This window comes from Methylobacter sp. sgz302048 (assembly GCF_052162025.1).
GTDB lineage: Bacteria > Pseudomonadota > Gammaproteobacteria > Methylococcales > Methylomonadaceae > Methylobacter.
The window spans coordinates 3,742,734-3,759,687 of record NZ_CP197401.1; the positions used below are offsets into that span (position 1 = coordinate 3,742,734).

Annotated in this window: 17 protein-coding genes; 10 read left to right on the forward strand and 7 right to left on the reverse strand. The window is 49.8% G+C overall.

Translation table 11 applies throughout. The features are described 5' to 3' along the window. Positions 1-12: 12 nt before the first annotated feature. Positions 13-603 (reverse strand): RNA polymerase sigma factor RpoE, encoded by a 591-nt coding sequence (gene rpoE, locus ACTNE6_RS16715; RefSeq protein WP_027159263.1) that lies wholly within the window; start codon positions 601-603, stop codon positions 13-15. Between the two features lie 175 nt (positions 604-778). On the opposite strand from rpoE, the gene nadB reads away from it, so the two are divergent. After that, positions 779-2,386, forward strand: a complete 1,608-nt coding sequence (gene nadB / locus ACTNE6_RS16720) for an L-aspartate oxidase (RefSeq protein WP_194970050.1) — start codon at positions 779-781, stop codon at positions 2,384-2,386. Between the two features lie 16 nt (positions 2,387-2,402). Here nadB and ACTNE6_RS16725 read toward each other — a convergent pair whose 3' ends face one another. Further along, positions 2,403-2,837 carry a hypothetical protein gene (locus ACTNE6_RS16725; RefSeq protein WP_228779056.1) on the reverse strand — a complete coding sequence of 145 codons (435 nt, stop codon included), beginning with the start codon at positions 2,835-2,837 and terminating at the stop codon, positions 2,403-2,405. A gap of 188 nt (positions 2,838-3,025) precedes the next feature. Here ACTNE6_RS16725 and ACTNE6_RS16730 point away from each other — a divergent pair, with 188 nt between their 5' ends. Then, a complete protein-coding gene (locus tag ACTNE6_RS16730) occupies positions 3,026-4,420 on the forward strand; it encodes a hypothetical protein (protein WP_194970051.1) in 1,395 nt (464 codons plus the stop codon). 39 nt (positions 4,421-4,459) lie between these two features. Beyond that, complete coding sequence (locus tag ACTNE6_RS16735; protein ID WP_194970052.1) at positions 4,460-4,957, forward strand: hypothetical protein; 498 nt, start codon at positions 4,460-4,462, stop codon at positions 4,955-4,957. Between the two features lie 16 nt (positions 4,958-4,973). Here the strand turns inward: ACTNE6_RS16735 and ACTNE6_RS16740 are convergent, their stop codons facing one another. Next, positions 4,974-6,473 carry an FAD-linked oxidase C-terminal domain-containing protein gene (locus ACTNE6_RS16740; RefSeq protein WP_442497544.1) on the reverse strand — a complete coding sequence of 500 codons (1,500 nt, stop codon included), beginning with the start codon at positions 6,471-6,473 and terminating at the stop codon, positions 4,974-4,976. 29 nt (positions 6,474-6,502) lie between these two features. Here ACTNE6_RS16740 and ACTNE6_RS16745 point away from each other — a divergent pair, with 29 nt between their 5' ends. Next, positions 6,503-7,072: an IMPACT family protein gene (locus ACTNE6_RS16745; protein ID WP_442497545.1), complete on the forward strand. Its 570-nt coding sequence runs from the start codon at positions 6,503-6,505 to the stop codon at positions 7,070-7,072. 6 nt (positions 7,073-7,078) lie between these two features. Here the strand turns inward: ACTNE6_RS16745 and ACTNE6_RS16750 are convergent, their stop codons facing one another. Both ACTNE6_RS16750 and ACTNE6_RS16755 read right to left on the reverse strand, forming a co-directional pair. After that, positions 7,079-7,789: a hypothetical protein gene (locus tag ACTNE6_RS16750; RefSeq protein ID WP_442497546.1), complete on the reverse strand. Its 711-nt coding sequence runs from the start codon at positions 7,787-7,789 to the stop codon at positions 7,079-7,081. After that, positions 7,786-8,799: a tryptophan--tRNA ligase gene (locus ACTNE6_RS16755; RefSeq protein ID WP_442497547.1), complete on the reverse strand. Its 1,014-nt coding sequence runs from the start codon at positions 8,797-8,799 to the stop codon at positions 7,786-7,788. The genes ACTNE6_RS16750 and ACTNE6_RS16755 overlap by 4 nt, the downstream gene beginning before the upstream one ends. A 196-nt stretch (positions 8,800-8,995) precedes the next feature. On the opposite strand from ACTNE6_RS16755, the gene ACTNE6_RS16760 reads away from it, so the two are divergent. From ACTNE6_RS16760 to ACTNE6_RS16775, 4 genes are read left to right on the forward strand one after another with little or no spacing between them, the layout of a single operon-like run. Then, positions 8,996-9,295: a PilZ domain-containing protein gene (locus ACTNE6_RS16760; protein ID WP_194970057.1), complete on the forward strand. Its 300-nt coding sequence runs from the start codon at positions 8,996-8,998 to the stop codon at positions 9,293-9,295. 43 nt (positions 9,296-9,338) lie between these two features. Continuing rightward, positions 9,339-9,743: a 6-pyruvoyl trahydropterin synthase family protein gene (locus tag ACTNE6_RS16765; RefSeq protein WP_194970058.1), complete on the forward strand. Its 405-nt coding sequence runs from the start codon at positions 9,339-9,341 to the stop codon at positions 9,741-9,743. Positions 9,744-9,751: 8 nt separating this feature from the next. Then, positions 9,752-10,204, forward strand: a complete 453-nt coding sequence (locus ACTNE6_RS16770) for a DUF1249 domain-containing protein (protein ID WP_194970059.1) — start codon at positions 9,752-9,754, stop codon at positions 10,202-10,204. A gap of 55 nt (positions 10,205-10,259) precedes the next feature. Beyond that, positions 10,260-11,156: a DNA/RNA non-specific endonuclease gene (locus ACTNE6_RS16775; protein WP_442497548.1), complete on the forward strand. Its 897-nt coding sequence runs from the start codon at positions 10,260-10,262 to the stop codon at positions 11,154-11,156. A 229-nt stretch (positions 11,157-11,385) separates the two neighbouring features. Here the strand turns inward: ACTNE6_RS16775 and ACTNE6_RS16780 are convergent, their stop codons facing one another. Next, positions 11,386-11,997 carry a helix-turn-helix domain-containing protein gene (locus ACTNE6_RS16780; protein WP_228779057.1) on the reverse strand — a complete coding sequence of 204 codons (612 nt, stop codon included), beginning with the start codon at positions 11,995-11,997 and terminating at the stop codon, positions 11,386-11,388. Between the two features lie 210 nt (positions 11,998-12,207). Then, positions 12,208-14,361, reverse strand: coding sequence for a DNA helicase RecQ (recQ, locus tag ACTNE6_RS16785; protein ID WP_442497549.1), 2,154 nt, complete (start codon positions 14,359-14,361; stop codon positions 12,208-12,210). Between the two features lie 82 nt (positions 14,362-14,443). Between recQ and gshA the strand changes: the two genes are divergently transcribed. Both gshA and ACTNE6_RS16795 read left to right on the forward strand, forming a co-directional pair. Further along, positions 14,444-16,033, forward strand: coding sequence for a glutamate--cysteine ligase (gene gshA / locus ACTNE6_RS16790; RefSeq protein ID WP_442497550.1), 1,590 nt, complete (start codon positions 14,444-14,446; stop codon positions 16,031-16,033). 19 nt (positions 16,034-16,052) lie between these two features. Further along, on the forward strand, positions 16,053-16,784 hold the full coding sequence (locus ACTNE6_RS16795; RefSeq protein ID WP_442497551.1) for a phosphoadenylyl-sulfate reductase: 732 nt from the start codon (positions 16,053-16,055) through the stop codon (positions 16,782-16,784). Positions 16,785-16,954 lie beyond the last annotated feature (170 nt).

Sequence of the window (16,954 nt, forward strand, 5' to 3'; positions counted from 1 at the left end):
GAAAATCACCATTTAATCGAGCAAGGGGTTTAATTTATTATCGATTGCCTCACGCGCTCTAAAAATACGCGATCGCACCGTACCAACCGGACAATCCATTGCCACAGCAATTTCTTCATAACTCATTCCCTCGAACTCCCGCAACATAATTGCTGTGCGCATTTCCTCAGGCAACTTATCAATTGCTGCTTTAATGACCTCAACTATTTCCTGATTCAATAAAAGTCTTTCCGGCGTTTCCATACCTTGTAATTGAGGTACATTTTCAATTTGTTCCGCATCCTGAATATCCACCTGATAATCAAAGCTTCTTCTTGACCGGGACACCAAGTAATTCTTTGCTGTATTAATAGCGATGCGGTACAACCAGGTATAAAAAGCACTATCGCCTCTGAAATTTCCTAATGCGCGGTAGGCTTTTATAAAAGCTTCCTGAGCCACATCTTGAGCTTCGCTTGGATCTTTGACATAACGATTCACCAGCTGAATGATCTTATGCTGATATTTAACCACCAAAAGGTCATACGCTGACTTATCGCCGTGTTGCACACGCAGCACCAGCTCTTTATCTAGTTGTTCGCTTGTCCTTGTTTGATTATTCACTACAGCTCTTTAATTGTTGAAGTAGACAGAATTAAACCGCATAAGTTCTTTTGATACAAAAAAATTGCTATCACTCTAAAAAGCTTTATTATCCATAAATAACAAGCAGCGAGCTAATTTAACGTAACATTAGCACAGTAAAACATTTTTCTTTGATTCAATGACAGCTTCTTTTATGCCTTATTCCACAAATTATGACGTCCTTGTTATCGGTAGCGGCGGCGCGGGCCTGAGTTTAGCGCTTAAATTGGCCGAGCACCCCATGCGAATTGCTGTTCTTTCAAAATTTGCCTTGACGTCCGGCAGTACCTATTACGCCCAAGGAGGCATCTCCGCAGTTTTTGATGCCGAGGATTCTATTGAATCCCATATTGAAGATACGCTGGATGCAGGTGCGGGACTCTGCAATCCTGAAATTGTAAGACTTACCGTTACGCACGGAAAAAGTTCTATAGACTGGTTACGCCAACAAGGCGTGCTGTTTACTGAAGAACAAACGCAGTCCGGCGAAACAAAACTGCATTTAAACCGGGAAGGCGGTCATTCCCATCGCCGTATTGTACATACCAATGATGCAACAGGTAAAGCAGTGTCTTTATCGCTCATTGAACGCGCCAAAGAACATGCTAATATCGAATTGTTCGAGCATCATAATGTCGTCGATTTAATCACGGTACCAAACTCCGCCGCTTCTGCCAAGCGCGTAATAGGCGCCTATGTACTGGATGCCCAGACACATCAAGTCAAGACCATTGCCGCGCGAGTCGTCGTGCTGGCAACAGGGGGGGCCAATAAGGTATATCTTTACAGCACGAATCCGCAAAGCTCAACCGGCGACGGCATTGCCTTAGCCTGGCGGGCGGGCTGCCGCGTCAGCAACATGGAGTTTATGCAGTTTCATCCGACTTGCCTTTACCATCCCCACCCTCAAGCCCGCTCTTTCCTGATCAGTGAAGCCGTCAGAGGCGAAGGTGGCAAGCTGATTCTGCCGGATGGCTCGCCTTTTATGCAAAATTTCGATCCCAGAGGCGAACTGGCGCCTCGCGATATCGTTGCCCGAGCCATAGACCACGAGATAAAAAAGCGAGGCATTGACTGTGTTTACCTGGACATCAGCCATAAATCGGAACAGTTTATACGGGAGCATTTCCCTACCATTTACCAACACTGTCTTGAATTCGGTATCGATATCACCAAAGAGCCTATTCCTGTCGTACCCGCGGCGCATTACACCTGCGGCGGCGTACTAACGGACAGCCATGCGCGTACCGATATCGACAATCTCTACGCCATAGGGGAAGTTGCCTGCACAGGTCTGCACGGCGCCAACCGCATGGCCAGCAACTCATTACTGGAATGCCTGGTTTTTGCTGATCTCGCCAGCGAGGATATTTTGCGGAAGCTTCCCGCTATCCCGGCCGTCCCCAATATTCCTGACTGGGATGAATCGCAAGTCAGTGATTCAGATGAAGAAGTAGTGGTATCCCATAACTGGGACGAATTGCGTCATTTCATGTGGGATTATGTAGGCATCGTAAGAACCGACAAACGCCTGAACAGAGCCATGAACCGGGTGGAACTGCTTAAAAAAGAAATTGCTGAATATTACGGCAACTTCCGTGTTACCAGCGATTTACTGGAATTGCGCAATCTGGTCATAGTCGCAGAACTGATAATTCGCTGCGCTCAACAGCGGAAGGAAAGCCGGGGACTGCATTACACGCTGGATTATCCGGAGACAGACAACAGCAAGCCAGCCCAAAACACTATTCTGTCGCCATAACTAACCTATAGGCGCGTTACAATTCCTTTAACAGCGACTGGACTTGACGCGCCGCCTGCTCGCAGTCTACGGCGGACTTCTCCACATCGCGACTCAACAGAAGCCCGACACTTAACCCGTCGCTGTCGCGGGATGCATATTCATTAAGAGGAGCGCATATTTTGTGCATATGTTGCTCCGCTCTGATTAAAGTCACATGACTCCCCGGATCCCCTTCACTTTCCGTCAACATCATGACCTCACTCGTCATGCTGTTCTGTAAACGGAAAACATCTTCTACATAACGCGCAAACTCTTCCCTTGACTGCCTGTTTGCGCCATACCCAACGCCAAAAGGCGTTGCACACCCGGATAACATTATCACCATAAAAATCAGTATGCAGCCATGAAAATCAACCGAGATCTTATTCCATTTTGCCATCTGATTTTTTACTTCGCCTAAAGAGTTCATTTAATCTTTTCAATATACTATAAATCCAGCCCGCTCGAGCAGAAAAGAAAGCTGTCAAACATAGGACCTTTGGAAACAATAAAATTCTTTTAATATTTTTACTGTTTTTGTATCATCCAGCTTATCTGAGTGTATACTTTTCCCAGCTCTAATATAATTATAATTCTAACAAACACGGTTTCGATCTGATGGCTGAAAAAACAGTAAGCAAATATTTGCTCAACCTTGAAAAGAACTTTGCCAGTGACAATCCTGTATTACAGAGAGCGGCAAAAGTCTTCCATGAGCTTGATCAAATTGAATTCGATCTAGGGCTGCTCGGCGATGATGAGACGACGGCTTGCAAGGATTCCTGGTGGCCGATCATCAGCCTGATCGGCGGCAACTCAACCGCGAAATCCGGGTTTATTAACAGCTATTTAGGCTCAGAGTACATGCTCTCCGGGCTTCAGCCGTCCAGCCACAAATTTACTGTGCTGCTGCATAGCAGTCAAACCACCCCTACCATTTTGCCAGGTACCGCTCTGGATGTTGATCACCGGTACCCGTTCTATCAGATCAGCCGCAAAATTGAACAGCAACAGCCGGGCGAAGGCGACCGCATCAATTCTTATCTGGAATTGAAAACCATCAGCAGCGATCGGTTAAAAGGCAAACTATTCATTGATGCACCCAATATCAGCGCCGTATCGTCTAACTCGGTTGCCTCGCTGTTAATGCGGCATACAATTGAATGTTCGGATCTGGTTTTAATTTTTACGGACGCCTTTGATTCAGCCGCGCCGGTTGATGAATTGATTGAAACCATCATTCGCCATCAGGATTCCAACAAATTTGTTTATATCATCAATGAACCAGCAGCGGCACTAAATCCGGCTCTTAACAATGAGATCATTTCTTCCTGGCAAAGAAAATTGTCAGGATTGGGCCTGAATACCGGACAATTTATTGTTCTATCTACCGTAGAAAATACAATCAGTCCTCAAAACCAGGCCGCTTTTGCCGCGATAGATCAACGCATGGTCAATGTGGGCTACGACCGGTCATACCGTGTTCTGCACTCGCTGGAAAAAAGCATCCGTGAAATTGATAACACCGTGGTCCCGGAAGTCACAAAAGGCATTGCGATCTGGAAAGACCGCGTCAACTTTTCCACGCTGTTGATTTTGGGATTCATCATCACGTTTGCCCTCTTCGCCGAAATACAGATGGGGATTCTGGATCTATTGATAGACCCGATCATTGGCCCAGCTATCCTGATTGTCCTGCTAGCCATAATCGTTCCGCTGCATATACTCATCAGCAAGTTACAAGCCAAATTAATCATTAAACAGCTAACTGCCAGACAGAAAGAACTTCACTTAATGGAAAACCTGGCCAAACTCTTTGAAAAAAATCTGACTTTTTCACGCATGTTAATGCCGTTTACCGAGCCTGCCGGCTGGAACAAAAAAACCAAAGCCCGTCTATCTCAATTATCAAACAAAACCAAGGAACTGGTTCAGTTATTGAATGATAGTTTTGGCACTTACAATGACCGGTCATCAAGCAATTATTTGGACTCGCTAAATTCAGCAAATTAATCGAACCGTTAAGTCAACTCTGCATCATCTTGTGGCTATATGGCTATTTTAAAGCAATATCTGGCGCTCTGCTGGTTTCAAAGCAACCCGCTGACGCTGCCTAGATCAGTTGATTTTTTCAAACAAAATTTCTGGTTCTACTATATTGTTGAATATTTCATACAGGTGAACATGGTGGATGATCCTGTAGAATCGTTTTATGAGGTTAGTCTGGAAACAGCGCTAACCTTTTTATTTATAGGGATCATGCTGATCCTCAACAGGTCTCTGTATGTATTTATACAGGCATCAACCGCTTTTCTATTCTGTGAAAATGTCGTCGCTATTTTTGTCGTACCGGTGATTGTCTGGCTGACCACTACCGATGATGCTTTAAGCTATTACACATTTGCCGCCTTGGCTTTATGGCAGTATGCGCTGATCGCTTACCTCATCCAGCGCATTCTGTCCATTAATCTTGTTGCCGCTCTGGTTTTATCCTTCCTTTATTTCATGGTGACTTACGGCGGTGCTTTCGCCCTGGCACAGATCATATAGCGGCCGTTTGCCAGCCTCAGAATCGGTCCAGCTCGGGATGCGCCACCTCGCCCTGATGCACATGCATCGCCCCTAATTCAGCGCAGCGGTGCAGCGTCGGCACGGCCTTACCAGGATTGAGCAGGCCTTTTTCGTCAAATGCTCTCTTCACGGCATGAAGCTGGGTTAACTCGTTATCGTTAAACTGAATACACATGTGATTGATCTTCTCGACGCCCACCCCATGCTCACCGGTAATCGTACCGCCTAATTCAACGCTCAATTTCAGAATGTCGCCGCCAAACTGTTCGGCTTTTTCCAGTTCCCCTTCATGATTGGCATTATATAAAATCAGCGGGTGCAAATTGCCGTCGCCGGCATGAAAGACATTCGCCACCGCTAAACCGTATTTTTCGGATAACCTACTAATATCTTTCAGCACTTTTGCCAAAAAACGTCTGGGAATCGTACCGTCCATGCAATAATAATCCGGCGAAATGCGCCCGGCCGCAGGAAACGCCGCCTTGCGGCCTGCCCACATTTTTTGTCTCTCCTGCTCCGATTGGGCGACTCGGACATCTGTCGCGCCGCTGTCCGTTAACAGAGCGATCGCTTTATCCAGTTCCTCTTCGACCTGCTCCCTCGTGCCATCCAGTTCGCACAGCAATATTGCTTCCGCATTGTCGGGATAACCTGCATGAATAAAATCTTCAGCCGCCTTAATCGCCGCCTTGTCCATCATCTCCAGACCAGCGGGAATCAGACCGCCCGCAATAATTGCCGCGACCGCCTGCCCGGCCTTTTCGGTATCGTCAAAAGCTGCCAACAAAACCTGCGCCAGTTCAGGAATAGGCAACAACTTGACCGTTACTTCAACAATAATGCCCAGCATGCCCTCCGACCCAACCATTAATGCCAACAAGTCCAAACCGGCACTATCCAGACCGTGCGAACCGATAGTGACGAGTTCGCCATCCATCGTCAGCATTTTAACGCGCAAAATATTATGGGTTGTCAGCCCGTATTTAAGGCAATGCACCCCCCCTGAGTTTTCGGCGACATTGCCGCCTATCGTACAGGCAATCTGTGATGAAGGATCAGGCGCATAATAAAGCCCAAAAGGCGCAACCGCCTGTGAAATAGCCAAATTGCGCACACCCGGCTGCACGACGGCCAGACGGTTGGCGCTATCGATTTCAAGGATTTGGTTGAGTTTGGCCAAACTTAGCAAGACACCGTTCGCCAACGGCACCGCCCCACCTGCCAAGCCTGTCCCGGCTCCTCTGGCGACTATCGGCACACCCAACTGATGGCAGAACCGAACAATGCGCTGAATCTGCTCGACTGTCTCGGGCAATACGACCAGCCACGGCACGCAGTGATAGGCCGACAAACCATCGCATTCGAATGGCTTCAAGGCTTCCTTGTCAAAAATAATGGCCGCCTGGGGTAAAAACGTTTTAAATTCATTGATCAACACCCTGCGGTCAATCTGATGCTGAATTGTTTCCGATGCGTGCGGCTGAATTGTTATCATAAGTCATCGTCAATAAATGAGAGTCAACTATGCATTGTGTCAAATCGAAACTGACAATAGAAGACACAATTAAAAAATCCCGTTTCATCGGAATGATTGTTCCGTGCATCAGTGAAAGCGAGGCATTGCTGAATCTTAAACAACTGTATGCCGAACATCCCAATGCCAATCACATCGCTTTCGCATACCGCATCAGGACCGACCACGGCTTTGTCAGCCGTTTCCATGATGCGGGCGAACCCACTGGTACGGCCGGAAAACCCATTTTCCAGCATATCGAAGGCAAACAACTGATTAATCTGCTCATTGCCGTGATCCGCTATTTCGGAGGCGTCAAGCTGGGCGCAGGCGGATTGACGCGTGCTTATGGCAACACCGCCAAAAGCGTTATCGAGGCGGCGGACATTCACCCGTTTGTGGAACTGGCAAGCGTCCGGCTAACGCTGGATTACAACCAAATGCAGCCGCTCGAGTACCAATTGAAAAAACTCGACGGCCAGATCGTAGAACAGGATTTTGCCGAGCAAATCAAACTGCTGATTCAATTGCCGGCTGACAACGTGGACCTATTGTTACAAAGCTTTCCGGGAAATGCTTGACAACCCTTAGCCGGGCTCAAAAATTGTCTGGTAGGAAACATACATCAATGTTGAAATCAGCGCATATAAGACCGGCGTCAGCAACGGCATCATGCCGCCCCCGATGAATACGACGGCAAAGACAAAGCCTAGCAGTTTATAGATGGCGCTCAGATGTCGGGTAACAGCCTTATTGCCCTGTTCCTTTGCCTGACTCCAGGTATAGCTTTTAAACAGCATCAGCGGGTAACTAAACCAGCTGGCGAACGTAGTCAGCATTAACAGAACGAAAATAAGCGCCACGATTGCCGATGAATAAAGCCAGCCAGCCAGTTGCCGCAAGGACTTGTCGTCCATATTCTCAGGCGTCAACTCCCAATAATAGAAAAACTGGGCAATTTTTTCCCATTCCTCGCTATAAATATTGGCGGCCAGCCTGAAGACAAACCAGCAAAGCACGATGCTGAGAGCCGCCAGCACGGCTAATGGCAAACTTTTACTGATCGCCCAGTAAAGACTGACCGAATGCCCGGCCGAACTTTTCAAATCAGTGTATTTTGCCACGCCGACACCGACGAACAGACTCGTCACCGCCAGAAAGACGCCCAAAGCCAATGATACACGCCCGACGCCTAACAGGAGGCCGATAACCAGCATGTATCCGATCCACACCAGAGGCTCACGGCCGATCAGCCAGAAAGCCTGACTGAGCCAACCGCTGAAGCTTGTCCTCTTCACGCCGAGATCCGCGAAATACCAACGGCCTGGCGCAATTCCTTGATAAAAGGCACGCTGATCGCGCGCGCTTTTTCAGCGCCTTCCTGCAATTGCTGTTCAATGTGCTCCGGCGCCTGCATCAATGCCTCGTAACGCTCTCTTGACGGCGCAATTTGCTCATTGATATGCTCGAACAAGACCTGTTTCATTTCCCCCCAGCCTATGCCGTCCGCATAGCGCTGACGGATCTCGGCCACTTCCAATGGCGTAGCAAACGCCCTATAAATGCTGAATAACGTGCAGGTTTCCGGATCCTTGGGCTCGCCAGGCTCCAGGGAATTGGTCTTGATCTTATTGATCAGCTTGCGTAATTTTTTCTCAGGCTCGAACAAGGGAATGGTGTTGTTATAACTCTTGCTCATCTTTCGGCCATCCAGCCCCGCCAGGGTTGCGGCATTTTCATCAACAACCGCTTCAGGCAATACGAAGTGCTCGCCGTAAATATGATTGAAGCGTCCTGCGATATCTCTGGCCATTTCGATGTGCTGAATCTGATCCTTGCCAACCGGCACTTTATGGGCATTAAACATCAGAATATCGGCAGCCATCAGAATCGGATAGCTGAATAGTCCCATGGTCACGCCTCTATCGGGATCGTTCTCGCCGCCCTCCTCGTTTTCGGCAACCGCCGCCTTATAGGCATGCGCCCTGTTCATCAAGCCTTTTGCCGTCACGCAAGTCAGCAACCAGGTCAGCTCCATAATCTCGGGCACATCAGATTGCCGGTAAAACACGGCATTCGAGGTATCCAGTCCCAAGGCCAGCCAAGTTGCCGCAATTTCTAGACTGGACTGACGAACCCGCTCCGGCTCCTGACATTTGATCAGCGCGTGATAGTCGGCAAGGAAGTAAAATGGCGAAACATGCGCATCTTTGCTGGCGGCAATCGCCGGCCTGATGGCGCCTACATAATTGCCCAAATGAGGCGTACCTGTGGTAGTAATTCCCGTTAAAATTGTTGCTTTGGTCATTCGATAATACTCAAGTCCGGTTGTGTTTGGTGTACCATATTACATAAATTCAGGCTAATATCCAGTAGCACACTCAATTAATAACCTTGCTGCAATTCATCACCCATCCGTGTACTTTTTATAGTACACTGCGCCGCTAAAATGATACGGCTCATAGTAAACGCGATAACGAACAATATTTGGCAGGGGAAATCATATGATGGAATATGATGAAAAACGCAGCTATGCTCGCACCGAAGTAAACTGCGATATCATCTATAAACTCGCTGGCTCGAGTGAATATTATCGGGGGCGCTGTACATCGATCAGCGGCGCCAGCGTATCATTCACTGCCGACCGCTCTTTTGAACCCGGTAAAGCCATGGAGATCAATGTGATCCCTCACAATGCCATTACACCGCCGATGACGGCTTTTATTGAAGTAGTCAGAAGTACAAAACGTGAAAATGATCGCTACGAAATTGCCGCTACCATACAAAGCATAAAAGGGAATTAATCGCTTTTACTGTTAAAAACCACAAAGCTGTTTTACTTTAATTATGTTTACAATTACCAAAGAGGTCTATTTCTGCTACGGCCACCGGTTAATGAACCATCCGGGCAAATGCCGGAATCTGCATGGCCATAGCGTCAAAGCCTCGATTTCGATACAGCAGGCGCAACTTAACGAGCAAGGCATGGTCTGTGATTTCTCCGAGATCAAAGACTGTGTTGAAAGCTATATTGATCAGCACCTTGACCATAATTTTCTGCTGCACCAGGATGATCCGATCATTCCCATGCTAATTGAAAACAATGAACGTTTTCTCGCGCTGGCCGAACACCCTACCGCCGAAGTGCTAAGCAAAATGATTTATCAACATCTGAAACAGGCAGGTTTTAATGTTGCTCAGGTCGTATTATGGGAGACGGCCAGCGCTAATGCCTGCTACAATGAGAACTGATATCCGCTATGGGCCTTCTTAATCCGATCAACAAGTCATTCTGCCTGGAACAAGTCTGTGCGTCCAACTACCACAAGCTATTCCAGCTGATTCCCGACCTGCTGGCTTTCAGAGAACAAGCCATCGGTCTTGCACCTGACAAAACCACGCTGCACCTGGAAGTCATTGAGCGCACGCCCTATACCATGACCGTGGATCTAAGCCATTGCTTCAAAAAAAACCGCCATGAACTTCTGGAGCCTGCCGTAAAAATAAGGATCTATCTTGATGCGCAGCTGGCGGAAGTGCTTAGCGACCATGCCCGGGAAAGCGTGCCGCGCACATTCAAAGACCCGGGCTTGAGCATTGAAATCATGAATTACAAATGGCGTCTGAACTATTTTCTGCAAAAATGGCTGGACCATTGTTTAAAACATCACTACCAATTCAGCAATAAACCATCGATAGAAGCCTTGGCATGAAACCCTGCCAGATCAGCTAAAAGCAGCCCCAAGCTTCGCCCGCCATAAACTTGCCATGCGCAGAAAACCCCGTACATTAAACTGGCTTATACTACTGCTGAGCTTGTTCCGCATTGGCCGCAAGCATCCCGTACTGCTGCTGATGATGATCTTAATCGGAGCCGGCGATTATGCATATGAAATTAAGATTGCCCGTCCGACCCTGCTTTTTCAGGGCGCCCCTCAAGCCCGCGATGCATCAAACTATGAGACCTGGTTTCGTATATTGCGCAATGACGGATTTATTCTGGGTTATTCGGATTTGCGCGGCAATCCTCTCTGGGTAGAGTACGCGCTCACCCCGCTCTCCGACAATGCCCCGTCCTTAAAACGCCCCAACCGTTTTGAAACGGACTGGCGCAGCATCAACCGCGTCAGCCATGACAGCTACCAGCAGAGCGGTTATGACCGTGGACACATGGCGCCGAATTATGCGATCAGTCGCCTTTACGGCAAAGAGGGGCAAGCCGACAGCTTCTTAATGACCAACATCAGCCCGCAGAAATCCAAACTGAACCAGCGAGTATGGCAACGCCTGGAGGAAGTCGAAATCCAGCATTTCACTAAAAGATTCGGCAAAGTCTGGGTTGTTACAGGCCCGGTATTCAGCGGCACTGTCGAACGCCTGGCGTCAGACTGGACAGTGGAAGTACCGGATGCGTTTTATAAAATCTATATAGCGCACCCCAATCCTAATAGATCGCCTATTGCACTGGGATTTTTGATACCGCAAACGGTTAAAGGCAAAGAACCGCTGATGCAATTCGTAACTACTATCGACCATTTAGAAGCACAAACCGGTCTGGACTTTTTTCCCGATCTGGACGACAAAATCGAAAATGTCATGGAAGCCAGCGCTGATCCATTGCTGTGGGATTTGCCAGCCGTCAGTAAACTGCCGCCGCGTTATTGAGAGCGGCCTGGCTCTAATCGGACAAGTTGCCTTGGGAATCTGGCGCCTCGGCTTATTAAACAAACATTTCTTGATCTGGCTCAACTTTAATATCGCAAAGTTTGTTTAAATAGCCTCGCTCTTAGCGCAAAATTGCTGAAAATTCCTCTCACGCAGCATATTTGTCTAAGTTCTACCTACATAGAATTACTAATTTTTAAATCCAACGAGCTTTCGGGCTGTTTGGCGATTATTCCGAATAATAGCTAAACAGCCTTTTTTTATCGATGATTTTCAATTGTTTGGATTTCACTTCAATCAACTGCAGCGCTTGAAAATGATGGATAATGCGGCTGACCGTTTCATGCGCGATCCCCAGGTAGTTGCCTATCTCCTCGCGCGACATGCTCAGGCGGAACTCCATTTCCGAATAACCTCGCATCCTAAGCCGTTCCGAAATATGCAGAATGAAACAAGCCACGCGCGCTTCCGCCGACCTTCGGCTAAGCATCATCTTTTGCACCTGGCTATCGTACTGATCGCAGGAACGCTGTAGCAGCGCTTGACTTAGGCCTGGCGTTTTAAGGGCCAGCATTTCAATTTTATGGGCCGGCAGATGGCAATAATTCACCGTTTCCAGAGCGATAGCCGTACAGTTATGAATTTGTGCCGACAGGCCGTCAAATCCCAGCAGCTCCCCAGGCAGGATAAAATCAACGACCAGCTCATTGCCGCTTTGGTCGAAACTGAGCAGTTTTGCGCTGCCTGAGCGCAAGGCGATAATGCCTCTGAATGGGCTGCCGGCATGATAGATAGCCTCGCCCTTCCGGCGGATATTGTTCCTGTTGACCAGTAAGCCCAATTCGCCAATCTCCGCACTGGTCAGTCCTTTTGGAATACATATGTTATCCAGGTTACAGTTTTCACACGTAATGGTTGATTTACTGGTCAATGGATGTGGAGCTGTTGGATCTATCATAAGGTCAGGATGAGGGAAGGACATTAAAATAGGCGACAAATCTATCAAAAACTTAGCTTGGTCACAAGCGCGCCCGGTTTATTGGCTAAGGCATTACAAAAGCGACTGATAAAGCAAAGAGGCTCTGACGCAACGCAGAATACCGTAATTGTAGTGGCCGCCGAACCTCTCAAAGACAGGCTTGAGCGCATTTTTCTGGTCTTCCGGCAGACTGATAAACGCATCCTCTATCAGCCTGATTTCCGGCTCCGGCAATTCAACCACATCGGCCAGTGCCAATAGTCCCTGTTCCAGAGACTGAGATAAATGGCCATAAATGGTTGTCTCTTGCATTTCCCGTTGTCCGGCAATCTGCTTCACGCTGTAGCCCAGCCTGAATAAAGCCAGTGATTCGGCTATGGTATCAGATAAACCGATCGGCCCGTTATTTTCAATAGCGACAAATTCGCTGATAACAGCCAGAAATTCATCGCCATAAAGCGCCAGCTTGCGTTCACCAACGCCCGATAACAGACTCATCTGCTGAAGCGTCACAGGTTTGGCTTCCAGCATGGCCATCAAGGTCGCATCATGGAAGATCACATAAGGCGGCACATCCTGCGCATCGGCCAGTTCGCGGCGCTTGGCGCGCAGCGCATTCCACAGCAGCGCATCCTGGCTGCCGGCAAACTGCCGGCTTTCGCCTTTGCTGCGTTTAATCTTGCCGGGCTGCAGATCCTTGCGCAGCATCAGTTGCTGCTCGCCGCGCAGAATCGGACGGCACGCCTCGGTCAGCTTGAAGGCGCCGAAGCCTTCAAAGTCGACCGCGACCAGCCCTCTGGCCACCAGTTGCCGAAATACCGAACGCCACTGGCCTTCGTCCAATTCCTTGCCGATGCCGAAAGTGGACTGCCGGTCATGGCCAAAGCTTTTGATTCGTTCATTGTCCTTACCGAGCAGCACGTCGATCAGATAATTGATGCCGAAGCGCTGCTCGGTGCGGTAAATGCACGACAACGCCTGCTGCGCGGCCAGCGTGCCATCCCAGGTCTCCACCGGCTCCAGGCAGGTATCGCAGTTGCCGCACGGTTGCGCCAAGGTGTCGCCGAAATAGCTCAGCAGCGCCTGCCGACGGCAATGCACCTGTTCGCACAAGGCCAGCATCGATTCGAGCTTGTGGTATTCGAGCCGCTTGTGCGCCTCATCGGCATTGGAATCAGCCAACATCTGCCGCAGCATGATGACATCCTGCAGGCCGTAAGCCATCCACGCATCGGCGGGCAATCCGTCACGTCCGGCCCGTCCTGTTTCCTGATAATACGCCTCGACGCTTTTAGGCAAATCCAGGTGCGCGACAAAGCGCACGTTCGGCTTATCGATGCCCATGCCGAAAGCGATCGTGGCCACAATCACCAGCCCGTCCTCCATCAGAAACCGGTGCTGATGCTGCTGCCGCAGATCGGCGGTCATGCCGGCATGATAAGGCAGCGCATTGATGCCTTTGGTCCTGAGCCATTCGGCTGTCGCCTCGACTTTCTTGCGCGACAGACAGTAAACGATACCGGCATCGCCGGCATGTTCGGCACGAATGAAATCGAGCAACTGCTGTCGTGCATTTTGCTTCTGCACGATCCGGTAGCGGATATTGGGACGGTCAAAGCCGCTTTGGAACAGCAGGGCCTGTTCCAGCCCCAGGCGCTGTATGATTTCCTGCCGCGTTTTCTCATCGGCCGTGGCCGTCAGCGCAATGCGCGGAATAGTAGGAAAACGCTCGTGCAGCATCGAAAGCTGTAGATAATCGGCGCGAAAATCATGTCCCCATTGCGAGACGCAATGCGCTTCATCGATCGCGAACAGGGCGATTTCAAGACGTTCGAACAGCGCCAGCGTGCGCGCCGACGTCAGCCTTTCCGGTGCAATATAGAGCAGATCGAGTTCACCGCGCAGCAGTTGCTGCTCGATGATGCGCACTTCACCCTGATCCAGCGTCGAATTGAGAAAGGCGGCTTTTACGCCGACCTGAAGCAGGGAGGTGACCTGATCCTGCATCAGCGCAATCAACGGCGAAATGACGATGCCGACGCCGGGCCTGATCAGGGCCGGAATTTGATAGCACAACGACTTGCCGCCGCCGGTCGGCATCAAGACCAGCGCGTCCTGTCCGGCCAGCAATTGCTCGATAACAGCCTGCTGTTGTCCCCTGAAACTGTCATAGCCGAAAACCGCTTTGAGTATGTCAATGGGCTTGCTGTGCACGGCTTCCTTCACTGCGATAATATTTCTTCAATCAGTTAATACCTTCTATAATAGACCAAATTATACAGGACTACAGGGTACAAACGCCCAATCTATGACTCATTTGAATAATAATAAGCTTTCAACATGCCTCGATCACCTTCAGGAACACGGTCAGCAGCAATTGCTCCGTGAGGGCCTTAAAGGCATTGAAAAAGAAAGCCTGCGTATTTCCAAGGACGGCTTTATCGCCCAGACCCCTCACCCGGAAGCGCTAGGCTCCGCTCTGACCCATCCTTATATCACGACGGATTATTCCGAAGCCCTGATTGAATTGATCACGCCGCCTTTCGCCGATGTCAGGGACACGTTGTCATTTCTGCACAATACCCACCAGTTCGTCTACGACAATCTGGACAACGAAATGCTGCTGGCCGCGAGCATGCCCTGCGGCATCGACGGCGATGAAAGCATACCGATTGCACAATACGGCTCGTCCAATATCGGCCGCATGAAGCACATTTACCGGCACGGTTTATGGCACCGCTACGGCAGGACCATGCAGGCCATTGCCGGCATACACTTCAATTACTCCGTGCCCGAGGCCCTCTGGCCCGTCCTGTACGCACTGGAAAAACCGGATGTTAGTCCGGAACAGTTCAAAGCCGATGCCTATTTCGCATTGATCAGGAATTTTCAGCGTCTGGGCTGGCTGATCCTATATCTGTTCGGCGCCTCGCCTGCCATCTGCAAGAATTTCTTCAAAAGCCGTCCGGCGCTGATGGCCGGGTTTCAGGAATTCGATCCGGGCACATTGTACCATCCTTATGCAACCTCTTTGCGCATGAGCGATATCGGTTATAAAAGCAAAAATCAGGCTAGCCTGCGGATCGATTACAACTCGCTGTCCGGCTATGTCGCCAGTCTGGGCAAGGCCATCGCCACGCCTTATCCGGACTACGAAAAAATCGGCACGGTCGTGGACGGGCAGTATCTGCAGCTCAACAGCAATATCCTGCAGATCGAAAACGAATTCTACAGCACGATGCGGCCTAAACAGATAGCCGAGTCCTGCGAAAAGCCGACCCTGGCTCTCAAACGCCGAGGCGTGCGCTACGTGGAAATGCGCTCGCTTGACCTGGATGTCTTCACCCCTATCGGCATCGATGAGAGCAAAGCCCGTTTCATAGAAGCGCTGTTGCTGACCTGCCTGCTGAAAGACAGCCCCTTGATTTCCGAGCAGGACCTCCGCATCAACAATGCCAATCAGCTGGCCGTCGCACAATTCGGCAGGAAGCCGGGACTGGAACTTGAAAAGGGTGGAAAGAAAATACTTTTACAGGACTGGGCCGCCGAAATTCTCGCCGACATGCGGCCGGTCTGCGATATCCTGAACGGCAACGATGCCGGCAAACCTTACAGCCAGGCTCTCAAGCAACAGCAAGAAATCGTCGGCAACCCCGACCTGACCGCATCGGCGCGCATACTGGAGCACATGGGACATCAGCAACAGCAGTTCGGCTGCTTCTCCCTGAACAAATCGGCCGAGCATGAACAGTACTTCCGGCAACACAAGCTCGATGACAAGAATACTGCACAGTTTAATGAACTCGCCGAGCAATCGCTGGCCAAACAAAAAGAAATCGAAAGCCGCGATCAACTGCCTTTTGACGAATTTTTAAGACAGTATTTCGCACAAAGCTGACTTTATATCACTGACCTTCATGACTGCATTCAACATCGATACTTTACAAACCGAGCTGGCACAGAAAAACCCGCGCGCCGTTCTCAAAAAAGCCCTGGAGCTTTTCGACAACATCGCCATTTCCTTCAGCGGCGCCGAGGATGTCGTGCTGATCGACATGGCCGTCAAGATCAGGAAAGACATTCCGGTTTTCTCTCTCGATACCGGCCGCCTGCATCCTGAAACCTACCGCTTCATCGAGAAAGTCAGAAAGCATTATCAGATTGACATCGAGCTGCTGACGCCGGACCGGGACATACTGGACCGTTTCGTGAAAAGCAAGGGCCTGTTCAGCTTCTACGAAGACGGCCACCAGGAATGCTGCGGCATCCGTAAAGTGGAACCGCTAAAGCGCAAACTGGCGCATCTGGACGCCTGGATCACCGGCCAGCGGAAAGACCAAAGCCCCGATACCCGACAAGCCATTCCCGAAGTGCAACTGGACACGGCGTTCTCAACGCCCGAGCACACGCTAGTCAAATTCAACCCATTGGCCAACTGGAGTTCGGCACAGGTCTGGGATTACATAGAGGCCTGGCAGGTGCCCTATAATGAGCTGCACGAAAAAGGCTTCATCAGCATAGGCTGCGAGCCCTGCACACGCCCCGTCCTGCCTAATCAGCACGAGAGAGCCGGCCGCTGGTGGTGGGAAGCGGGAGCAAAAAAAGAATGCGGTTTGCATGCCGGCAATTTAAAGAACAAAAGCGAATAAAAAGGCGACGCAGCCGGCTTGTTATCGCTATTACCGGCCTACTTGTTCTATAATTTTTTAGCAGCAAAAATCCGCAGGCCGGGTTGAGGAACGAACCCGGCCTGCGGCAACGAAGAAACGGAGTTTCCGCAAAAGCAACCCAGACTACGAGCTAAGGAAATCGTGCCCAT

Bases quoted from the DNA above. Each gene is read 5' to 3' on its own strand.
- nadB (WP_194970050.1), top strand. From the start codon at position 779: ATGCCTTATTCCACAAATTATGACGTCCTTGTTATCGGTAGCGGCGGC.
- ACTNE6_RS16755 (WP_442497547.1), bottom strand. From the start codon at position 8,799: ATGACCAAAGCAACAATTTTAACGGGAATTACTACCACAGGTACGCCT.
- ACTNE6_RS16760 (WP_194970057.1), top strand. From the start codon at position 8,996: ATGATGGAATATGATGAAAAACGCAGCTATGCTCGCACCGAAGTAAAC.
- ACTNE6_RS16740 (WP_442497544.1), bottom strand. From the start codon at position 6,473: ATGATAACAATTCAGCCGCACGCATCGGAAACAATTCAGCATCAGATT.
- ACTNE6_RS16795 (WP_442497551.1), top strand. From the start codon at position 16,053: ATGACTGCATTCAACATCGATACTTTACAAACCGAGCTGGCACAGAAA.
- ACTNE6_RS16730 (WP_194970051.1), top strand. From the start codon at position 3,026: ATGGCTGAAAAAACAGTAAGCAAATATTTGCTCAACCTTGAAAAGAAC.
- gshA (WP_442497550.1), top strand. From the start codon at position 14,444: ATGACTCATTTGAATAATAATAAGCTTTCAACATGCCTCGATCACCTT.
- ACTNE6_RS16770 (WP_194970059.1), top strand. From the start codon at position 9,752: ATGGGCCTTCTTAATCCGATCAACAAGTCATTCTGCCTGGAACAAGTC.
- ACTNE6_RS16725 (WP_228779056.1), bottom strand. From the start codon at position 2,837: ATGAACTCTTTAGGCGAAGTAAAAAATCAGATGGCAAAATGGAATAAG.
- ACTNE6_RS16765 (WP_194970058.1), top strand. From the start codon at position 9,339: ATGTTTACAATTACCAAAGAGGTCTATTTCTGCTACGGCCACCGGTTA.
- ACTNE6_RS16735 (WP_194970052.1), top strand. From the start codon at position 4,460: ATGGCTATTTTAAAGCAATATCTGGCGCTCTGCTGGTTTCAAAGCAAC.
- ACTNE6_RS16775 (WP_442497548.1), top strand. From the start codon at position 10,260: ATGCGCAGAAAACCCCGTACATTAAACTGGCTTATACTACTGCTGAGC.
- ACTNE6_RS16745 (WP_442497545.1), top strand. From the start codon at position 6,503: ATGCATTGTGTCAAATCGAAACTGACAATAGAAGACACAATTAAAAAA.